General features: G+C 63.4%; 26 protein-coding genes and 1 tRNA gene. 26 read left to right on the top strand and 1 reads right to left on the bottom strand.

The genetic code is table 11. The features are described 5' to 3' along the window. Positions 1-420: 420 nt before the first annotated feature. Positions 421-491 (bottom strand) — tRNA-Gly (locus tag FJT57_RS09060). 232 nt (positions 492-723) lie between these two features. Between FJT57_RS09060 and FJT57_RS09055 the strand changes: the two genes are divergently transcribed. From FJT57_RS09055 to FJT57_RS08930, 26 genes are all read left to right on the top strand, one after another. Continuing rightward, the gene (locus tag FJT57_RS09055; RefSeq protein WP_144904314.1) at positions 724-1,557 is read left to right on the top strand and encodes a putative RNA uridine N3 methyltransferase; all 834 of its coding nucleotides are present in this window, start codon (positions 724-726) and stop codon (positions 1,555-1,557) included. A gap of 4 nt (positions 1,558-1,561) precedes the next feature. Beyond that, the gene (locus FJT57_RS09050; protein ID WP_144904312.1) at positions 1,562-2,578 is read left to right on the top strand and encodes a 50S ribosomal protein L3; all 1,017 of its coding nucleotides are present in this window, start codon (positions 1,562-1,564) and stop codon (positions 2,576-2,578) included. A gap of 3 nt (positions 2,579-2,581) precedes the next feature. After that, positions 2,582-3,328 carry a 50S ribosomal protein L4 gene (gene rpl4p, locus FJT57_RS09045; protein WP_144904311.1) on the top strand — a complete coding sequence of 249 codons (747 nt, stop codon included), beginning with the start codon at positions 2,582-2,584 and terminating at the stop codon, positions 3,326-3,328. Then, the gene (locus tag FJT57_RS09040; protein ID WP_144904309.1) at positions 3,325-3,579 is read left to right on the top strand and encodes a 50S ribosomal protein L23; all 255 of its coding nucleotides are present in this window, start codon (positions 3,325-3,327) and stop codon (positions 3,577-3,579) included. The genes rpl4p and FJT57_RS09040 overlap by 4 nt, the downstream gene beginning before the upstream one ends. Before the next feature lie 2 nt (positions 3,580-3,581). Next, the gene (locus FJT57_RS09035; RefSeq protein WP_144904307.1) at positions 3,582-4,319 is read left to right on the top strand and encodes a 50S ribosomal protein L2; all 738 of its coding nucleotides are present in this window, start codon (positions 3,582-3,584) and stop codon (positions 4,317-4,319) included. Continuing rightward, positions 4,316-4,738 (top strand): 30S ribosomal protein S19, encoded by a 423-nt coding sequence (locus FJT57_RS09030; protein ID WP_144904305.1) that lies wholly within the window; start codon positions 4,316-4,318, stop codon positions 4,736-4,738. Before FJT57_RS09035 ends, FJT57_RS09030 begins: the two co-directional genes overlap by 4 nt. 3 nt (positions 4,739-4,741) lie before the next feature. Next, on the top strand, positions 4,742-5,212 hold the full coding sequence (locus FJT57_RS09025) for a 50S ribosomal protein L22 (RefSeq protein ID WP_144904303.1): 471 nt from the start codon (positions 4,742-4,744) through the stop codon (positions 5,210-5,212). Further along, positions 5,212-6,237: a 30S ribosomal protein S3 gene (locus FJT57_RS09020; RefSeq protein WP_144904301.1), complete on the top strand. Its 1,026-nt coding sequence runs from the start codon at positions 5,212-5,214 to the stop codon at positions 6,235-6,237. The genes FJT57_RS09025 and FJT57_RS09020 overlap by 1 nt, the downstream gene beginning before the upstream one ends. After that, positions 6,237-6,449, top strand: coding sequence for a 50S ribosomal protein L29 (gene rpmC, locus FJT57_RS09015; protein ID WP_144904299.1), 213 nt, complete (start codon positions 6,237-6,239; stop codon positions 6,447-6,449). The genes FJT57_RS09020 and rpmC overlap by 1 nt, the downstream gene beginning before the upstream one ends. A gap of 8 nt (positions 6,450-6,457) precedes the next feature. Next, positions 6,458-7,033, top strand: a complete 576-nt coding sequence (locus tag FJT57_RS09010) for a ribonuclease P protein component 1 (RefSeq protein ID WP_144904297.1) — start codon at positions 6,458-6,460, stop codon at positions 7,031-7,033. After that, on the top strand, positions 7,024-7,350 hold the full coding sequence (locus tag FJT57_RS09005; protein ID WP_144904295.1) for a 30S ribosomal protein S17: 327 nt from the start codon (positions 7,024-7,026) through the stop codon (positions 7,348-7,350). Before FJT57_RS09010 ends, FJT57_RS09005 begins: the two co-directional genes overlap by 10 nt. Further along, complete coding sequence (locus FJT57_RS09000) at positions 7,350-7,748, top strand: 50S ribosomal protein L14 (RefSeq protein ID WP_144904293.1); 399 nt, start codon at positions 7,350-7,352, stop codon at positions 7,746-7,748. The genes FJT57_RS09005 and FJT57_RS09000 overlap by 1 nt, the downstream gene beginning before the upstream one ends. Positions 7,749-7,761: 13 nt before the next feature. Then, positions 7,762-8,124 carry a 50S ribosomal protein L24 gene (gene rplX, locus FJT57_RS08995; protein WP_144904291.1) on the top strand — a complete coding sequence of 121 codons (363 nt, stop codon included), beginning with the start codon at positions 7,762-7,764 and terminating at the stop codon, positions 8,122-8,124. After that, entirely contained in the window at positions 8,121-8,897 is a 777-nt protein-coding gene (locus FJT57_RS08990) for a 30S ribosomal protein S4e (RefSeq protein WP_144904289.1), read from the top strand. Before rplX ends, FJT57_RS08990 begins: the two co-directional genes overlap by 4 nt. After that, positions 8,894-9,418, top strand: a complete 525-nt coding sequence (locus FJT57_RS08985; RefSeq protein ID WP_144904287.1) for a 50S ribosomal protein L5 — start codon at positions 8,894-8,896, stop codon at positions 9,416-9,418. The genes FJT57_RS08990 and FJT57_RS08985 overlap by 4 nt, the downstream gene beginning before the upstream one ends. Next, positions 9,415-9,585 carry a 30S ribosomal protein S14 gene (locus tag FJT57_RS08980; protein WP_144904285.1) on the top strand — a complete coding sequence of 57 codons (171 nt, stop codon included), beginning with the start codon at positions 9,415-9,417 and terminating at the stop codon, positions 9,583-9,585. Before FJT57_RS08985 ends, FJT57_RS08980 begins: the two co-directional genes overlap by 4 nt. 2 nt (positions 9,586-9,587) lie before the next feature. Continuing rightward, positions 9,588-9,980, top strand: coding sequence for a 30S ribosomal protein S8 (locus FJT57_RS08975; protein ID WP_144904283.1), 393 nt, complete (start codon positions 9,588-9,590; stop codon positions 9,978-9,980). Between the two features lie 4 nt (positions 9,981-9,984). Further along, positions 9,985-10,521: a 50S ribosomal protein L6 gene (locus FJT57_RS08970; RefSeq protein WP_144904281.1), complete on the top strand. Its 537-nt coding sequence runs from the start codon at positions 9,985-9,987 to the stop codon at positions 10,519-10,521. A 1-nt stretch (position 10,522) separates the two neighbouring features. After that, positions 10,523-11,221: a 50S ribosomal protein L32e gene (locus tag FJT57_RS08965; protein ID WP_144904279.1), complete on the top strand. Its 699-nt coding sequence runs from the start codon at positions 10,523-10,525 to the stop codon at positions 11,219-11,221. Continuing rightward, entirely contained in the window at positions 11,221-11,676 is a 456-nt protein-coding gene (locus FJT57_RS08960) for a 50S ribosomal protein L19e (RefSeq protein WP_144904277.1), read from the top strand. Before FJT57_RS08965 ends, FJT57_RS08960 begins: the two co-directional genes overlap by 1 nt. Next, on the top strand, positions 11,676-12,230 hold the full coding sequence (locus FJT57_RS08955; RefSeq protein ID WP_144904274.1) for a 50S ribosomal protein L18: 555 nt from the start codon (positions 11,676-11,678) through the stop codon (positions 12,228-12,230). The genes FJT57_RS08960 and FJT57_RS08955 overlap by 1 nt, the downstream gene beginning before the upstream one ends. Beyond that, positions 12,227-12,880 carry a 30S ribosomal protein S5 gene (locus tag FJT57_RS08950; protein ID WP_144904272.1) on the top strand — a complete coding sequence of 218 codons (654 nt, stop codon included), beginning with the start codon at positions 12,227-12,229 and terminating at the stop codon, positions 12,878-12,880. The genes FJT57_RS08955 and FJT57_RS08950 overlap by 4 nt, the downstream gene beginning before the upstream one ends. Then, positions 12,880-13,344 carry a 50S ribosomal protein L30 gene (locus tag FJT57_RS08945; RefSeq protein WP_144904270.1) on the top strand — a complete coding sequence of 155 codons (465 nt, stop codon included), beginning with the start codon at positions 12,880-12,882 and terminating at the stop codon, positions 13,342-13,344. The genes FJT57_RS08950 and FJT57_RS08945 overlap by 1 nt, the downstream gene beginning before the upstream one ends. Further along, positions 13,341-13,835 carry an uL15m family ribosomal protein gene (locus FJT57_RS08940; protein ID WP_144904269.1) on the top strand — a complete coding sequence of 165 codons (495 nt, stop codon included), beginning with the start codon at positions 13,341-13,343 and terminating at the stop codon, positions 13,833-13,835. Before FJT57_RS08945 ends, FJT57_RS08940 begins: the two co-directional genes overlap by 4 nt. Before the next feature lie 3 nt (positions 13,836-13,838). Then, positions 13,839-15,308, top strand: coding sequence for a preprotein translocase subunit SecY (gene secY / locus FJT57_RS08935; RefSeq protein WP_144904267.1), 1,470 nt, complete (start codon positions 13,839-13,841; stop codon positions 15,306-15,308). An 87-nt stretch (positions 15,309-15,395) separates the two neighbouring features. Continuing rightward, on the top strand, positions 15,396-17,498 hold the full coding sequence (locus tag FJT57_RS08930) for a DUF7845 domain-containing protein (RefSeq protein WP_144904265.1): 2,103 nt from the start codon (positions 15,396-15,398) through the stop codon (positions 17,496-17,498). Positions 17,499-18,095 lie beyond the last annotated feature (597 nt).

The raw sequence follows: 18,095 nt of genomic DNA, 5'->3' as shown, positions 1-18,095 counted from the left end.
CAGTGCCGCGTTTCGGGGGTTCCTTGGCCCACTCACTCCGTTCGCTGTGCGGGACACCAGTTACCTGTCGTAACCGATTCGCTGGTCTCTCAATAGGAGATACGAATTGTTCTAGATCGCTCACTCCGTTCGCTGCGCGGGCTGCGACTCGTCGGGGTCAAATCGCACCGTACTCGTACGCTTCCGTTCTCTCGCACGGTGAACTCCCGTTCGCTCCGCTCACGAGGATCCCACCGTGTCGCACACACTGGATTCGACGTCGCGAGCGACACGCGGAGCAGTCACTCTGATCGAAACACACGGTAAACGTTCCACCAGCAATAGTACCGCGAGGCTCGCATTCGCGAGCCTCGCGGCTTTTTCCCTCCAGGTTTTTGCGCGGAGGGGTCCGCAGGACCCCTCCGTGGAAAAAGGTGGGAGTGCGCTGGCTGGGATTTGAACCCAGGTTGTGACCATGGCAAGGTCACGTGATACCACTACACTACCAGCGCGTGCGTGGTTCGCTTTCTGCATTTCCGAAGACACGGGATTCGTAAATAAGACTTGCGAATCGGGAAGAAAAACGCCCGATAGCGTGGGGGGAAATACCACGGGTCGGCGAACCACGAAACGGCCGCTGGCGGGCGTGTGACGCCCTCACAACCCCCGCGAGGTTTCGCTACTCTTTTACGGTCCGCTTTGGTATGAGGCGTACAGTCTAGACGTGACGCTGAAGGGACCGGTATGACGCTGACCGTACTCGTGCCGTCCTCTCTCGTCCGAGAGGCCGAAGACAAACGCGAGGCAACTCGCAAACTCGGCTACGTCGCCCGCGCGGCGACGGTGTTTCGGGCGGATCGGCTCGCCGTCTTCCCCGATCGGGAAGGCGAGCGACGCTGGGGGGGCGAGTTCGTCGAAACGGTGCTGCGATACGCCGCCACGCCGCCGCACCTCCGAAAAGAGGTGTGGGGCAAACGCGACGAACTCGAGTTCGTCGGGGTCTTACCGCCCCTCCGCGTCCCGTCTATGACCGGCTCCGAATCAGACGGTTCGGGGTCGTTAACACAGGGAATCGTGACCGAGGTCGGACCTGACGGCCGCGTTCGGGTCAATTGCGGACTGCAACACCCGGTCTCTCTGCTCACCCCTCCGTCGATGGAGGTCGAGCAGGGAGCGCGCGTCGCCATCAGGATCTCTTCGCGAGAACCGGTCCGTGCGCGGATCGTCGACGAGCCCGTTCCGGGCTTCGACGTGTCCCGTATGGACCTCGAGGAAGCACTCGGCCGCGCCGACGCGGGCGTCGCAATCGCGACGTCCCGATTCGGCGAGGCGCTGACCACGACTCGGCTGCCGCAGCTCGCCTCGCGTGTCGAACGCGAGGGCGCGACAGTCGCGTTCGGGTCGCCCGGTCGTGGGCTTCCGGCCATCTTCGGCATCGACGTCGAGGATGCGGTCGAACCCGCAGACGGTCCGGGGTTCGATCTCTGGCTGAATACGATTCCGCGACAGGGCAGCAAGGTAGTGCGAACCGAGGAAGCGATGTTCGCCTCCCTCGCGACCCTGACACTCACGGAGTGATCATATGCCACAACCAAGCAGACCACGAAAAGGTTCGATGGGCTTCAGCCCGCGCAAGCGTGCGGCCAAGGAGGTCCCACGCATCCGGTCGTGGCCCGACGACGACGGGTCCCCGGGCATCCAAGGGTTCGCCGGTTACAAGGCCGGAATGACCCAGGTGATGATGGTCAACGACGAGGCCAACTCCCCCCGCGAAGGGATGGAGGAGGCCGTTCCGGTGACCGTCGTCGAGACGCCCCCGATGCGCGCTGTCGCCCTGCGAGCCTACGAAGATACGCCGTACGGTGCAAAGCCCCTGACGGAAGTGTGGACCGACGCGTTCGAGGAGAACCTCGACCGCGTCTTGGACCTCCCGAGCGAGGATTCCTTCGAGGACGACGCCGACGACCTTCGCGAAGCCGTCGAGGCTGGCGAGGTCGACGACGTCCGACTCATCACCCACACCGTTCCGGCGGGAATGAAGAACGTCCCCAAAAAGAAGCCCGACGTGATGGAGACGCGCGTCGGCGGCGGCTCCGTCGAGGAGCGCGTCGACTTCGCGCTCGACCTCGTCGGCGAGGGCGGCGAACACGAGATCGCCGACGTCTTCCGCGCCGGGGAGTACCTCGACGTCGCGGGCGTCACGAAAGGAAAGGGGACGCAGGGTCCCGTCAAGCGGTGGGGCGTCCAGAAGCGGAAGGGAAAACACGCCCGCCAGGGTTGGCGGCGTCGGATCGGTAACCTCGGTCCGTGGAACCCCTCCCGCGTGCGCTCGACCGTCCCACAGCAGGGGCAGACGGGCTACCACCAGCGAACCGAACTGAACAAGCGCCTCATCGATATCGGTGAGGGCGCAGAACCGACCGTCGACGGCGGCTTCGTCGGCTACGGCGAGGTCGACGGTCCGTACGCGCTCGTCAAGGGCTCGCTCCCGGGTCCGGACAAGCGCCTCCTGCGGTTCCGTCCGGCCGTCCGACCAGGCGACCAGCCGCGTCTCGACCCCGAGGTGCGCTACGTGTCGACCCAATCGAACCAAGGATAACCTATGCAGGCAACAATTCGCGACCTGAACGGCGACGACGCCGGTACGCTCGACCTGCCCGAGGTCTTCGAGACGGCTTACCGTCCGGACCTCATCGAGCGCGCCGTAGTCGCCGCGCAGGCGAACCGAAAACAGGCGTACGGTGCCGACCCCTACGCGGGGATGCGAACTCCGGCCGAATCGTTCGGCAGCGGCCGCGGGATGTCGCACGACCCACGCGAGAACGGACGCGCTCGACGCGTCCCCCACGCGGTCAAAGGTCGGAAAGCGCACCCGCCGAAGGCGGAGAAAGACCAGGGCAAAGACATCAACGACAAGGAGCGAAAGCTCGCCGTCCGCTCGGCGATCGCCGCCACGACGGACGACGAACTCGTTCGCGCACGCGGACACCAGTTCGGCGACGACGTCGAACTCCCGCTCGTCGTCTCCGACGACTTCGAGGAGCTCGTCAAGACCCGCGAGGTCGTCGACCTGCTCGAAACCCTCGGCGTTCACGCCGACATCGAGCGCTCCGACGAGAACAAGAAAGTGAAGGCCGGTCGCGGCAAGACCCGCGGCCGCAAGTACACGCGTCCGACGTCGATCCTCTTCGTGACGAGCGAAGAGCCCTCGAAGGCGGCGCGGAACCTTCCCGGCGCTGACGTGGTCACCGCGACCAACGTCGGCGCGGAAGACCTCGCGCCCGGCACGCAGGCGGGCCGACTCACGCTCTTCACCGAGAGCGCGGTCGAGGAGGTGGCGGACCGATGAGTTCGCTCATCGAGCACCCGCTCGTCACGGAGAAGGCGATGGACGTGATGGACTTCGACAACAAGCTCCAGTTCATCGTCGACATCGACGCCACGAAGGCGGAGATCGCCGACGAGGTCGAATCGCGCTACGAAGTGGCCGTCGTTGACGTGAACACGCAGATCACGCCACGAGGCAAGAAGAAGGCGACCGTCCGACTCGGCGACGACGACGACGCGCAGGAAGTCGCCTCGCGAATCGGGGTGTTCTAAACATGGGACGTCGAATTCAAGGCCAACGTCGCGGACGCGGTACGTCCACGTTCCGGGCGCCGTCGCACCGCTACAAGGCCGAACTCTCGCACAAGAAGTCGGAATCGGACGACACCATCTCCGGGACGGTCGTCGACATCGAACACGACCCGGCGCGCAGCGCGCCGGTCGTCGCCGTCGAGTACGAGGACGGCGAGCAGCGACTCGTCCTCGCTCCCGAGGGCGTCGCCGTCGGCGACACGATCCAGACAGGTGTCAGCGCGGAGATCAAGCCCGGCAACACGCTCCCGCTCGGGGAAATCCCCGAAGGGGTTCCGGTGTGTAACGTCGAGCGCCAGCCCGGCGACGGCGGGAAATTCGCCCGCGCCTCCGGGACGAGCGCACAGCTGCTCACGCACGACCGCCACGTCGCGGTCGTGAAGCTCCCCTCCGGGGAGGTCAAACGGCTGAACCCGCAGTGTCGCGCCACCATCGGGGTCGTCGCGGGCGGCGGGCGAACGGAGAAGCCGTTCGTGAAGGCCGGAAAGAAGTACCACAAGATGAAGGCGCGCGGCATCAAGTGGCCGCGCGTTCGCGGGGTCGCGATGAACGCCGTCGACCACCCGTTCGGTGGCGGCGGCCGTCAGCACCCCGGACAGCCGAAGTCCGTCTCGCGGAACGCCCCGCCCGGACGAAAGGTCGGTGACATCGCCTCGAAGCGCACCGGTCGCGGTGGCAAAGGAGGCAAAGATAACTCATGAGTTCGGAATACCGTACCGGCCGCGAAGGTGAGTTCACCTACCGCGGTCACACGCTCGACGAGCTGCAGGAGCTGTCGCTCGACGAAGTTGTGGAACTGCTCCCCGCCCGACAGCGGCGAACCATCGAACGAGGACTCACGGTCCAGCAGGAGAAGCTCTTGGAGAAGGCCAGCGAGGCCGACCCGCAGGAGTCTGCTAACGACCCGATCCGGACGCACCTCCGGGATATGCCCGTCCTCCCCGCGTTCGTCGAGAAGACGTTCGAGGTGTACAACGGGCAGTCCTTCGAGCGCGTCCGCGTCGAGCCCGAGATGATCGGGCACTACCTGGGCGAGTTCCAACTGACCCGTAACTCGGTCGAACACGGGCAGGCCGGAATCGGTGCGACCCGGTCCTCGAAGTTCGTACCGCTCAAATAAACCATGGGTATCAACTACAGCGTCGAGGCCGACCCGGACACCACCGCCAAGGGGATGCTCCGCGATCGGCCCATCAGCCTGAAGCACAGCAAGGCCATCTCCCGACAGATCAAGGGACTGACCGTCGCGGACGCGGAGGAGTACCTCCAGGACGTCATCGACGAGAAGCAGTCCGTTCCGTTCAAACAGCACAACACCGGCGTCGGACACCGGTCCGACATCGACGGCTGGGACGCGGGACGCTACCCCGAGAAGGCCTCGAAGGCATTTCTCGAACTCCTCGAGAACGTCTCGTCGAACGCCGACGAGCAGGGATTCGAGGGCGAAGAGATGACGATCAAACACGTCGCCGCCCACAAGGTCGGCGAACGACAGGGCCGGAAGCCCCGCGCGTTCGGTAGCGCCGATCCGTGGAACACGCCGATCTGCGACGTCGAACTCATCGTCGAGCAAGTCGAGGAGGTCGAAGCCTAATGGCGGACGAACACCAGTTCATCGAAGACGGGTTGCAGCGCTCTCAGATCGACGAGTTCTTCGCGGACGAACTCGGCCGCGCGGGCTACGGCGGGATGGACGTCGCGAAGACCCCGATGGGGACCCAGATCGTCCTGAAGGCCGAGAAGCCCGGAATGGTCATCGGCAAGGGCGGGAAGAACATCCGCAAGGTCACCCGCGAACTCGAGGAGCGGTTCAACCTCGACGATCCCCAGATCGACGTGCAGGAGGTCGACGAACCCGACCTGAACGCACGCATCGTCGCCGACCGACTGGCCAACGCGTTAGAGCGCGGCTGGTACTTCCGGAAGGCGGGCCACACCACGATCGACCGCATTATGCAGGCAGGCGCGCTGGGCGCCGAGATCGTCCTGAGCGGGAAAGTCACGGGTGCGCGCTCGCGCGTCGAGAAGTTCAACCGCGGCTACATCAAGCACAACGGCGAACCCGCCCAGGAGATCGTCGACGAGGGCCAGGGCGTCGCCGTGATGAAACTCGGCACGATCGGCGTGACCGTGAAGATCATCCCGCCGGGTGCGGAGCTGCCCGACGACTTCGAGATCCACGAGGACGTCGAGGTCGAACCCGTCGAGCAGGTCGCCGAAAGCGAGGGCGTCGAATCGCTCCTCGAAGAGGAACCCGAGGAGATCCCGGACGTCGGCGAGGACGACGAAGCGGTCGAAGTCCCCGACGAAGCCCCCGAGGACGTCATCGACGAGGAAGTCGTCGAAGAGGTTATCGAGGAGACCGACGAGGAACCCGTCGAGACCGGCGACGTCGACGACGAGGACGTCGAGGAAGAGCTCGACGAACTCGACGAGGACGTCGAAGCCGAGGCCGAAGAACTCCTCGACGAGATGGAAGACGCCGACGACGAGTCGGCCGGAGCCGACGAGGAAGCTGACGCCGAAGAAGAGGTCGAAGACGAGGATGCGGACGCCGATGCGGACGACGCTGACGCCGACGCAGACGAGTCGGACGCCGACGAGGAGGTCGAAGAATAATGGCGATCCTCTACCCCGAAGAGATCCGCGACATGACGGCCGCAGAGCGCGACGCCGAGCTCGAAGAGCTCGAGACCGAGCTGCTCAACACGAAGGCCGTGCAGGCGGCCGGTGGCGCGCCCGAGAACCCGGGTCGCGTCGGCGAACTCAAGCGGACGATCGCGCGGATCAAGACGATCCAGGCCGAAGAAGGCGACTTCGACGACGAATAAACACGACAATGGCACTGACACCCGAGACGCTGACGCGACACGAACTCAACGGCCTCCGCGTGGCCGTCGTCGACGCGCCCAACCCCGACCTCGTCGGGATCTGCGGTCGCGTCGTCGTCGAGACGATGCGGACGCTGCACGTGGACGTCAGCGACTGCGATGCGACCGTCGGCGGCACCGCCGCTGACGCGGGATCCGTTGGCAGCGAGGCCCGGAGCGCCTCGGGCAGCCGGGCTCCGTCCGGCGACGACGCCGACGGGACCACCGGTCGCTCTCGGGTGAAACAGGTGCCGAAACAGGGCTCGACGTTCGAGTTCGAGCTCCCCGTCCGGGCGGGTACACCCGGCCGCACAGATGAAGCCGCCGACGCCGCGAAGGCGTCGGGGACCGCGTCCAAACTTCGGTCGGATACTGCTGGCGGATTCGATGCCAGTCAGTCTGGTCGGCCCGCTGCGACTTCCGCAGCGGCTTCTCGGGAGACCGAGAATTGCGAGGGCGCGGCCTACGTTACGGTGGATGGCACACGTCTGCTCTCACGACCCGCCTTGCGGACCGAGAAGGCAGGTGACACATTATGGCGATAGGACTGAACGTAGAAGAACCGGAGAAGACCTGCTCCGACGAGAACTGCCCGTTCCACGGAACGCTTTCCGTGCGCGGACAGACGCTCGAAGGAACGGTCGCCTCCACCGACATGGAGAAAACCGTCATTGTGGAGCGTGAATACGATGTTCACGTCCCCAAGTACGACCGCTATATGAAGCGGCGTAGTCGCATTCCGGCCCACGCACCCCCGTGCGTGGACCTCGCGGAAGGCGATACGGTGCGCATCGCAGAGACCCGACCGCTGTCGAAGACCAAGGCTCACGTCGTGGTCGAGATCCTCGGAGGTGAGGAGTGATGGAGGCGCTGAAAGCCGACGTCACTCAGGGCCTCGAACGAGGCTCGCTCATCACGTGCGCCGACAACACCGGCGCGCGCGAGCTGAAGGTCATCAGCGTGAAGGGCTACTCAGGAACCAAGAACCGACACCCCAAGGCGGGCATCGGCGACCAGATCACCGTTTCGGTGACGAAAGGGACGCCGGAGATGCGCCGCCAGGTGCTCCAAGCCGTCATCGTCCGCCAGCGGAAACCGATCCGTCGGCCGGACGGGACGCGCGTGAAGTTCGAGGACAACGCCGCCGTCATCATCGACGAGATGGACGAGCCTCGCGGGACCGAGATCAAGGGTCCCATCGCGCGCGAAGTGGCAGAGCGCTTCGGGAGCATCGCCTCGACGGCGACGATGATCGTTTGAACTTAGCATAGCAATGACGAAACAACCACGCAAACAGCGAACACGGACGCAGAACGCGCCGCTGCACGAGCGGCAGAGTCAGGTCCGCGCGACGCTGTCCGCGGAACTCCGCGAGGAGTACGGACAGCGGAACGTTCGCGTCAACGCGGGCGACACCGTCGAGGTGCTCCGCGGCGACCACGCCGGAACGGACGGCGAAGTCGTCGAGGTCGACCTCACGGACTCGGTCGTCTACGTCGAAGACGTGACGGTCGAGAAGGCCGACGGCGAGGAAGTCCCTCGTCCGCTCGACGCCTCGAACCTCCGCGTGACGGAACTGGACCTCGAAGACGACCGCCGTGAGGCGCGACTGCAAGCGACGGAGGACGAAGAATGACCCGACACCAGAAGCGACTTTCCGCACCGAATGCCTGGCCCGTCGAACGCAAGACGCAGACGTTCACGGTCAAGGCCGGAGCGGGTCCGCACGGAGAGGCGGGGGTTCCCCTGCTCGTGCTCCTGCGCGACGTGCTCGGCTACGTCGACTCGAAGAAGGAGGCGCGCTACGCCCTCAACGAGGGATCGGTCCTCGTCAACGGCGACGCCGTCTCCGACGAACAGCGCCCGGTGGGGATGTTCGACATCCTCGCGTTCACCGAGCGCGATGAGTACTACCGCGTCTTCCCCGAGGAGGGTGGGCGGCTGGCGCTGACGCCGATCGACGGCGACGCCGCCGACAGCCGACTCGGGAAGATCGTCGGCAAGCAGGAAGTCAGCGGCGGCGACACGCAGCTGACGCTCCACGACGGCGCGAACGTCCGCATCGCGGACGGAAGCGAGTACAGTACGAAGGACTCGCTCATCGTCGACAACGAGACGAAAGACATCGTCGCGCACTTCCCCTACGAGGAGGGCGCGCTCGTCACCGCCGTCGACGGATCACACTCCGGCGAGATCGGCGAGATCGACGAGATCACCGTCACGGCTGGCAGCGGCGACAACACCGTCGCCGTCGCCACCGAGAACGGTGGCTTCGAGACGGTCGAACAGTACGTCGTCGTGATCGACGAGAAGTTCGTCGGCGACGAGGACGACAAGGCGTCGGCCGAGGCGGCTGCTGACGAGGCAGACGCCGAAGACGACTCCGAGGACGGAGGTGACGACGAATGAGCGAGGCCGAGTTTCCCGAGATGCGCCAGCCGCGCGTCGAGAAGGTCGTCGTCCATATGGGCGTCGGCGAGGGCGGTCGCGAGCTCGCGAACGCCGAGGAGATCCTCGAGGAGATCGCCGAGCAGGAAGCCGTCCGCACGACGGCGACGAGCGCGTCGACACCGTTCGGCGGGCGCGTCGGCGACCCGGTCGGCGCGAAGGTCACCCTTCGCGGCGAGGCGGCGGAGTCGTTCCTCGCGAAGGCGCTGCCGATCACCGATCTCTCCGAGCGCCAGTTCGATCAGACGGGCAACTTCAGCTTCGGCGTCGAGGAACACACGGCGTTCCCCTCGCAGGAGTACGACCCGCAGATCGGGATCTACGGGCTGGACGTGACGGTCAACCTCGTCCGCCCCGGCTACCGCGTGAAGAAGCGCAACAAGGCGTCGCAGTCGATTCCGAATCGACACCGTCTGACGCCCGAAGATGCGATCGTCTTCGTCGAGGACGCCTTCGACGTCGACGTGGAGGTCACAGAATGAGCGAATCAGAGACAACGGGCGAGCAAGCAAGCCGTCGCACGGGCCAGAGCCACGAGTGTCGGCGTTGCGGTCGCAACCAGGGACTCGTCGGTAAGTACGAGATCTACCTGTGCCGACAGTGCTTCCGCGAGGTCGCCCGCGAGATGGGATTCAAGAAGTACCGATAATTATGGCAGGAAATGATCCACTCGCGAACGCGCTCGCAGGCGTCGATAACGCCGAGAGCGTTGGGCATCTGTCCCACGAGATACAGCCCGCCTCCAACGTCATCGGCTCCGTCCTCGAGGTCTTCTACGACCGCGGGTACATCGACGGCTTCGAGTTCGTCGACGACGGTAAGGCCGGACTGTTCGAGGTCGAACTGAGCGGCGCTATCAACGAATGTGGCGCAGTCAAGCCCCGCTACTCCGCGGGCGCAGACGACTTCGAGAAATGGGAGAAGCGATACCTCCCCGCCCGTGACTACGGGACGCTCATCGTCACGACGAGCCACGGCGTCATGAGCCACTACGAGGCCCGCGAACAGGGCATCGGTGGCCAAATAATCGCCTACGTGTACTGAGACCATGACCAGAGTAGAAATCGAAATTCCGGACGAGGTCTCCGCCGAGGTGTCCAACCTCGATCTGACCGTCGAAGGGCCGAACGGCAGCGTCACCCGGACGCTGTGGTTCCCCTCGGTCACGGTCAGCGTCGAAGACGGCGCGGTCGTCATCGCCTCCGAGGAGGAGGACGCCAAGACGAACGCGACCGTCGGGACCTTCGAGAGCCACGTGTCGAATATGATTTACGGGGTCACCGAAGGATGGGAGTACGAGATGGAAGTCTACTACGCTCACTTCCCGATGCAGGTGAGCGTCGAGGGCGACGAAGTCGTCATCGAGAACTTCCTCGGTGAGAAGTCCTCGCGACGGACGCCGATCCGCGGAGACACGGAGGTACAGATCGACGGCGAGGCGGTCACGCTGACGGGTCCCTCGAAAGAGGACGTCGGGCAGACCGCCGCCGACATCGAACAGCTCACTCGCGTGACGGACAAGGACACGCGCGTCTTCCAGGACGGCGTCTACATCACGCAGAAGCCGCAGACTGGAGGTGCCTGAGATGGCCGACGACGACATCGAAACACTCGAAGACATCAGCGGTGTCGGCCCCTCGAAGGCCGACGCGCTCCGTGAGGCAGGCTACGAATCGGTCGACGACGTCAAGGCCGCGAGCCAATCGGAGCTCGCCGAGGTCGACGGCATCGGCAACGCGCTCGCTGCGCGAATCAAGGCCGACGTCGGCGGACTCGAAGTCTCCGAGGAGACCGAGGCCGAGGTCGAAGAAGAGACCGAGGAAGAAGACGACGAGGACGTCGAAACGGAGCTTCGTCCCCGCGGTCACGCCGACAAAACGCCCGAACTCGACGACGAGACGGCGCGTGCGCTCGGTCAGAAGCACCGCGAGGGCAAGCCCGCGTTCCGTCGACAGAAGTACCACGCGAAAAAGCGCGTGCCCGAATCGTGGCGCAAGCCCCGCGGCAACCTCTCGAAGCAGCGCCGCGGTATCAAAGGCAAAGGCGATATGGTCGAGGCGGGCTACCGCACGCCGAAGGCCGCCCGCGGCCTGCACCCTTCGGGATTCGAGGAGGTCCGCGTCCACAACGTCGACGACCTCGACGGCGTCGACGGGGACGTCCAGGCCGTTCGAATCGCCTCGAAAGTCGGCGCTCGCAAGCGCGAGCGCATCGAAGAAGTGGCTGAGGACCGCGAGATCCGCGTCCTCAACCCGACCTACGTCGAAGTGGAGGTCGAAGAGTAATGACGGATCTGAAAGCACAGAAGCGTATGGCGGCCGACGTCCTCGACGTCGGCAAAAGCCGCATCTGGTTCGATCCAGACGAACAGTCCGAGATTGCGGAGGCCATCACCCGCGAGGACGTCCGTGACCTTGTCGATCAGGGACTCATTCGCGCCAAAGACGCGAAGGGTAACTCCAAGGGTCGCGCCCGCGAACGCGCCGACAAGCGCGCGTACGGCCACCGTAAGGGCCCCGGCTCCCGCAAAGGGAAAGCCGGCGGTCGGAAGAACTCGAAAGAAGAATGGGTCAGCCGGATCCGCGCCCAGCGTCGTCGCCTGAAGGAACTGCGCGACGACGGTCCGCTCACGCCGACGCAGTACCGCGAAGCGTACAACAAGGCGTCGGGTGGCGAATTCGACGACGTGGCCCGGCTCGAAGCATACCTACGGAACAACTACGACGTGGAGATAGAATAATGGCAACAGGACCACGCTACAAAGTGCCGATGCGACGTCGGCGCGAGGTCCGGACGGACTACCACCAGAGGTTGCGCCTGCTGAAATCGGGTAAGCCCCGCCTCGTTGCTCGCACGAGCAATAAGCACGCCAGGGCGCAGCTGATCACCCCCGGACCCGATGGAGACGAAACGCACGCGGCCGCATCCTCCGAGGATCTCGCCGAGTACGGCTGGGAGGCTCCCACTGGGAACCTGCCGAGCGCGTACCTGACGGGGTTCCTCGCGGGAGTGCGAGCCCTCGACGCCGGTCTCGAAGAGGCCGTGCTCGACATTGGACTAAACACTGCGACGCCCGGTAACAAGGTGTTCGCGGTGCAGGAAGGAGCAATAGACGCTGGCCTCGAGATCCCGCACAACGAGTCGGTTCTCGCGGACTGGTCGCGTAACCGGGGCGAGCACATCGCCGAGTACGCCGAGCAGCTCGACGAACCCCTTTATTCCGGGGACTTCGACGCCACGAAACTCCCTGAGCACTTCGATGAAGTGCTCGAGCGACTACAGGAGGACGCATGAGCCAACGCAACAACAACGGCTGGACGCCGCGAACGCGGCTCGGCCGAATGGTACAGGACGGCGACGTCACCTCGATGGAGCAGGCCCTCGAAACGGGGCTGCCCCTCAAGGAGCCGGAACTCGTCGATCAGCTCCTGCCGGGGCTGGACGACGAGGTGCTCGACATCAACATGGTCCAGCGGATGACCGACTCGGGTCGCCGAGTCAAATTCCGCTGCGTCGTCGCGATCGGTAACCGCGACGGCTTCCTCGGCTACGCCGAGGCGCGAGACGACCAGGTCGGGTCAGCGATCCAGAAGGCGATCGACGTCGCGAAACTCAACATCATCTCGGTGGACCGCGGCTCGGGGTCGTGGGAAGACTCCGTCGGCGGCCTCAACTCCCTCACCCGGAAGGCAGAGGGGAAGGCCGGTTCGGTCACCGTCGAGATTATGCCCGCGCCGCAGGGCCTCGGCCTCGCGGCCGCACCAACCGTTCGCAACATCCTCGAACTGGCGGGCGTCCAGGACGCCTGGACCCGCTCGAACGGGAACACGCGGACGACGGTCAACCTCGCGAAGGCGACGTACAACGCGCTGCGGAACGCGTCGCAGTCGCGGACGCCCCGACGCGCCGCAGCCAAGCAGCGAGAGCAGGAGGTGAGCGAATAATGCAAGCGGTCGTTCAGCTTCGCGGCGATGTTAATATGAGCTCGGCCGTTCACGACACGCTCAAGATGCTCAACATCCACCACGTCAACCACTGCGCGTTCGTCCCGGAGACGGAGACGTACCGCGGAATGATCACGAAGGTCAACGACTACGTCGCGCACGGGGAACCGAGCGTCGACGTCGTCGAGACCGTGGTTCGGACGCGTGCGGAGCCCGAAGAGGGCGACGCCGACGTCGACGAGTCGTGGCTCGCGGAGAACACCGAGTACGACGACTTCGGTGCGCTCGCGGAGGCGCTCGTCGACGAGGAGACGACGCTGCGCGAGCAGGGTCTCTCACCGGTGCTCCGACTGCACCCGCCGCGCGGCGGGCACCGCGGTCAGAAGCACCCGACGACCGAGGGCGGTCAGATCGGTAAGCATCAGACCGACCAGATCGACGAACTCCTGGAGGCAATGCGATGACGTCGAAGAAACGACGCCAGCGCGGCTCCCGAACGCACGGCGGCGGCACGCACAAGAACCGGCGCGGCGCCGGTCACCGCGGCGGTCGCGGTCGTGCGGGGCGCACCAAACACGAGTTCCACAACTACGAGCCGATCGGTAAGCACGGCTTCAAGCGCCCCGAGGACGCGCAGCTGACGGTCGCCGAGGTCAACGTCCAGACGCTGGACGAGGACGCGGCGCTTCTCGTCGCCGACGGTCTCGCCGAGGCCGACGGCGACGCCTACCACATCGACGCGCGCGACGTGGCCGACGACGCCGAGAGCGCGGACGCCGTGAAGGTGCTCGGCGGCGGGCAGGTCCGACAGGAACTGCACGTCGTCGCCGACGCCTTCTCCGTGGACGCCGCCGAACTCATCGAGGACGCCGGTGGCAGCGTCGAACTCACCGAACGCGGCGAGGAGCTCGCTGCCGAGGACGAAGCAGACGACGACGAAGACGCCGAGGAGTAACCTATGGGATGGAAGGAGGCCGCCGAACCGGTGCTGACGCGGATGCCGTCAGTCACGCGTCCGGAGGGACACGTCCCGTTCCGCCGGAAGCTCGGCTGGACCGCCGGGATCCTCGTGTTGTATTTCTTCCTGACGAACGTGCCCCTGTTCGGCCTACAGACGGGCGGGGCGGGGAGCGACTTCTTCGGACAGTTCCGTAGCATCCTCGCTGGCGCGCAGGGCTCGATCCTGCAGCTCGGTATCGGTCCGATCGTCACTGCGAGCATCGTGCTCCAGTTGCTCGGTGGGGCCGACCTGCTGGGGCTGGACACTAACGATCCCCGCGATCAGGTGCTCTATCAGGGCCTCCAGAAGCTCCTGGTGATCGTGATGATCTGCCTGACGGGGCTGCCGATGGTGTTCGCGGGGAACTTCCTGCCGCCGAGTGAGGCGCTCGGACAGTCGCTCGGGGTCGGTCTCGGGGGCGTCCGCGGGATCATCTTCGCGCAGATCTTCGTCGGCGGCGTCCTCATCCTGTTTATGGACGAGATCGTCAGCAAATGGGGCGTCGGCTCCGGTGTCGGCCTCTTCATTATCGCTGGCGTGAGTCAACAGCTCGTCGCTGGGCTGTTCAGCTGGCAGAGCCTCGGCGGACAGAGCGGCCTCTTCCCGACGTGGATCGGCATCATCACCGGTGCCGTCGACGTCGGCTCGCCGCTGACGCCCGGTGGGCTCTCGGATCTCTTCCTCGGACAGGGACAGATCCTCGCGCTCATCACGACGGTTCTCATCTTCGGGATCGTCGTCTACGCCGAGAGCGTTCGAGTCGAGATTCCGCTGTCGCACGCCAACGTGAAGGGCGCGCGCGGCCGCTTCCCGGTGAAGCTCATCTATGCGAGCGTCCTGCCGATGATCCTCGTTCGTGCGCTGCAGGCGAACCTCCAGTTCCTCGGACAGATTCTAAACAACTGGTGGGCGGGGATGCCCGCGTGGATCGGACAGTACACCCAAGGGCAGGTCACCGGCGGCCTGTTCTGGTATCTCGCGCCGATTCAATCCCGCCAGGACTGGATGTGGTTCCTCGGATTCACGTCCCAGGATCCCGCGGCGATCGCCGTGCGCGTCGCGATCGACCTGATCTTTATGGTCATCGGCGGCGCGATCTTCGCGATCTTCTGGGTCGAGACGACGGGGATGGGCCCCGAAGCGACGGCCCGACAGATCCAGAACTCCGGGATGCAGATCCCCGGATTCCGGCGAAACCCGCAGGTGATCGAGAAGGTAATGGAGCGCTACATCCCGCAGGTGACCGTCATCGGCGGTGCGCTCGTCGGTGTCCTTGCGGTCCTTGCGAACATGCTCGGCACCATCGGTGGCGTATCCGGGACGGGGCTGCTGCTAACGGTCTCCATCACGTACAAGCTGTACGAGGAGATCGCAGAGGAGCAGCTGATGGAGATGCATCCGATGATGCGCGAGATGTTCAACAACTAGTCCCGAATATCTACACTTCTTTAAATTCTTTAGCGGCCTCCAGCGGCCGCTTCATCTTCAACCTTCTTCCTATGGAGGGCGGTTGCAGTGACCGACCCGGACGATTTCTTCGACCAGCTCGACGACGCCAAAGCCGTCACTGCTGACGACACGGATTCGGTTCAATCGTCCGTCGAGCAATCGGAGGCAGACCGTATCAGGTCGGAGAGACAGACTACTTCACAGACCCCTACGCGTTCCCAGCGGCGTAGCTATCTTGCGCCCAAGTACGTTGATCGATGTCGATTCTGCCGCTGTAAATTCTCAGATATCGATGTAGCGCATCATCACGAGGGACGATGCAAGGCAGAGCCGATCGCACAGTGTCGCTACTGTGAGGAAGAGATACAACGACAGGAATCTACAGACCAGCATCTGGAATCCTGTGAGGCGTACCACAGCGCCATACAGCAGGAAGCAGAACAGGAGGACAGCTCCGCGTCCGAAACCGAGGAAGAGAACAGTGAGCGCTTTTCGAGACTCTTCATCGATCCGCAGCCACACGAGTTCCACGCGTACCTCAAATGGGACTGTACAGATCGCGAGAATCCGCTTCGATCATACTTCGGGCTTCGGTCGCTCCAGGGAGAGCACGACTTCGAGAATCACGGTCCGCTACGGACTGGCGTCAATATCGGTGGAGATGATTGGACAGTTCAGTTCCGTTTCAAAGAATCCGGTATCGCCCCACGTGATTCTCCAAATTTCGAGCTCGATGAGGTTCGTGAGTACCTGATCTACGTCTATCCGAGCGCGTACTCAACCTGGGAGGACGCCAAATCGGAAGCTCGACAACGTGCCTACTTCCGAATCTCACCACGTTGGCCTGACATCGATACCAAGGAAGGCCTACGCTCGATGTCGAATCCGTGCGACATCGAAGGATACGACGTCGAGGTCGAGGGATCCAATTGGGACTTCGAACAGTACCCCAAGGTTCTACAGCAGGCACTCGGCGCACTCGCAGACCGCCAAGGATTCCGGTTTGACAGTCACACCCCAATTAATCCGGAGGACTTTGACTCTGATAGGATACACCATTCGTCGAACATCGTCGACGCTGAGCTATTCGTACGTATTCTAAAGGCACTCAGTGGACGAGTCATTGCGTACGACGGGACCCTTACCCGGATTTCAATGCTCCTAGCTGGTGACCGGGAAGGATATGTGAAATCAGTACGAGATGACCGTGAATGTCCAGGCCACTACCACACTACAACAATCGATTCACGGCGTGCGGCTGAACTGATTGGTGGTCATACTCTAGCGAAGGAGTTCAAACACTATCATATGCGGAATCCAGATGCCGTTGAGGGAACAGAGCTCGAAAACCCGAAGATTGGTGTTTCTCTTCAGAACTCAATCAACGACGGAACGGTCTACTGGGACGATCTGGACACGCTTACCAGAGAACTCGACGAAGCCCTACTAAACGTCCTAGAATGGTCCGGAATTTCTACTGACCCTACTGAAGGCGCGTACGTCGCTGATGATTATTTCGAGGTTGCTGGGTCGCGTCGATGGAGAAAACTCGTTTCAGGTAGCTTGCCCCGGATTGAGTCAAAACAGGATGACCAGATTTTCGCGATTGCGAGCCAGATGAACACGACGGACACCGAACTTGTTGAGACACTTCTCACCGATGGTGGAAAGATATCACCCAGCGAGTTAGCCGAATCAATTGGCGTTCATTTAGACACGATCTATCGAGCGCTCAAACGGCTCGGCCCTCTCGTTGACCACTCATATGGAGAAGTACAACTAGGATCGAAGTACATCGCTCAGGAACTGACGGGGTATATCGACTCGGTTTCTCAAAGCATTCGAGCTGGGTGGGAAAGTGCACTCGACAGTCTCACACGAGCAGAATCATATGCTGATGATGACCCGTGGAGTCGCTGGCTGGACAGATACGGTGGAAAGATCAGTCAGACGGAGGGTGCTGATCCTGATGACCTAGATATTGGGTTCAAGCCTTCCACGTTGGAAGAGGCTCGTCAGCTCCTCCGAGAGGGGGCTCGGCGGTGGGCGGAGGTAACCGGTGAACAACTTCGGCAGTTCGCCTTTGAGTTTGACCCTGTAGTTACGACGGTCGACGGCAAACGATACGCGCCGGAATACTTCGCGGCCGCGCTCGGGACCCCCGGCTAGCGCGGCGACTCGTGAGAGGCATCACTATCGATTGCTCTTTTTAGCGGATATTCTTGCTTGTTTTAGAGCCGAATAGCGTCGCTTCGAGTGTTGATCTTGTGTGTGACTCAACAACCTCGAACTGGTTTTGCTAATTCCGAGGCGGGGTACCCGATTCTCCGTTAGGGGTGTGGCTAAGGAGCCACCTGACTAAACTACTGCCTCGCTTCGCTCGGCAGATGTCCAGCAGAAACAGTGGTTGGTCGGCGCGCCTGACTCGGCGCGCCTTGGGGCGGCAGTTTGCACTTATAGAAGGTTCTGAAACGGAAAACCAATGTTAACGCTCAATATTGGCTTTCAGCCCATCAAGGGTCCTTCTGAAAGCACCGCTCTGGTTGGAACAGTCGTTGTATCCCACGTGCTTCAACCCATCAAGGGTCCTTCTGAAAGTTCCGTGTGTAGACTGCCACATTATCAGCGGGAATCGCTTCAACCCATCAAGGGTCCTTCTGAAAGAGCCGGGACTGGCACGAACCAAAACAGGACCCTCTGCTTCAACCCATCAAGGGTCCTTCTGAAAGCGAACTCGGCCTCGAAGTCGATCGTGACGGCCTCGTA

This window comes from Halobellus captivus (assembly GCF_007655485.1).
Taxonomy (GTDB): domain Archaea; phylum Halobacteriota; class Halobacteria; order Halobacteriales; family Haloferacaceae; genus Haloquadratum; species Haloquadratum captivum.
Note: the sequence above shows the minus strand (reverse complement) of the source record. Positions and strands in the feature narration are given on the sequence as shown.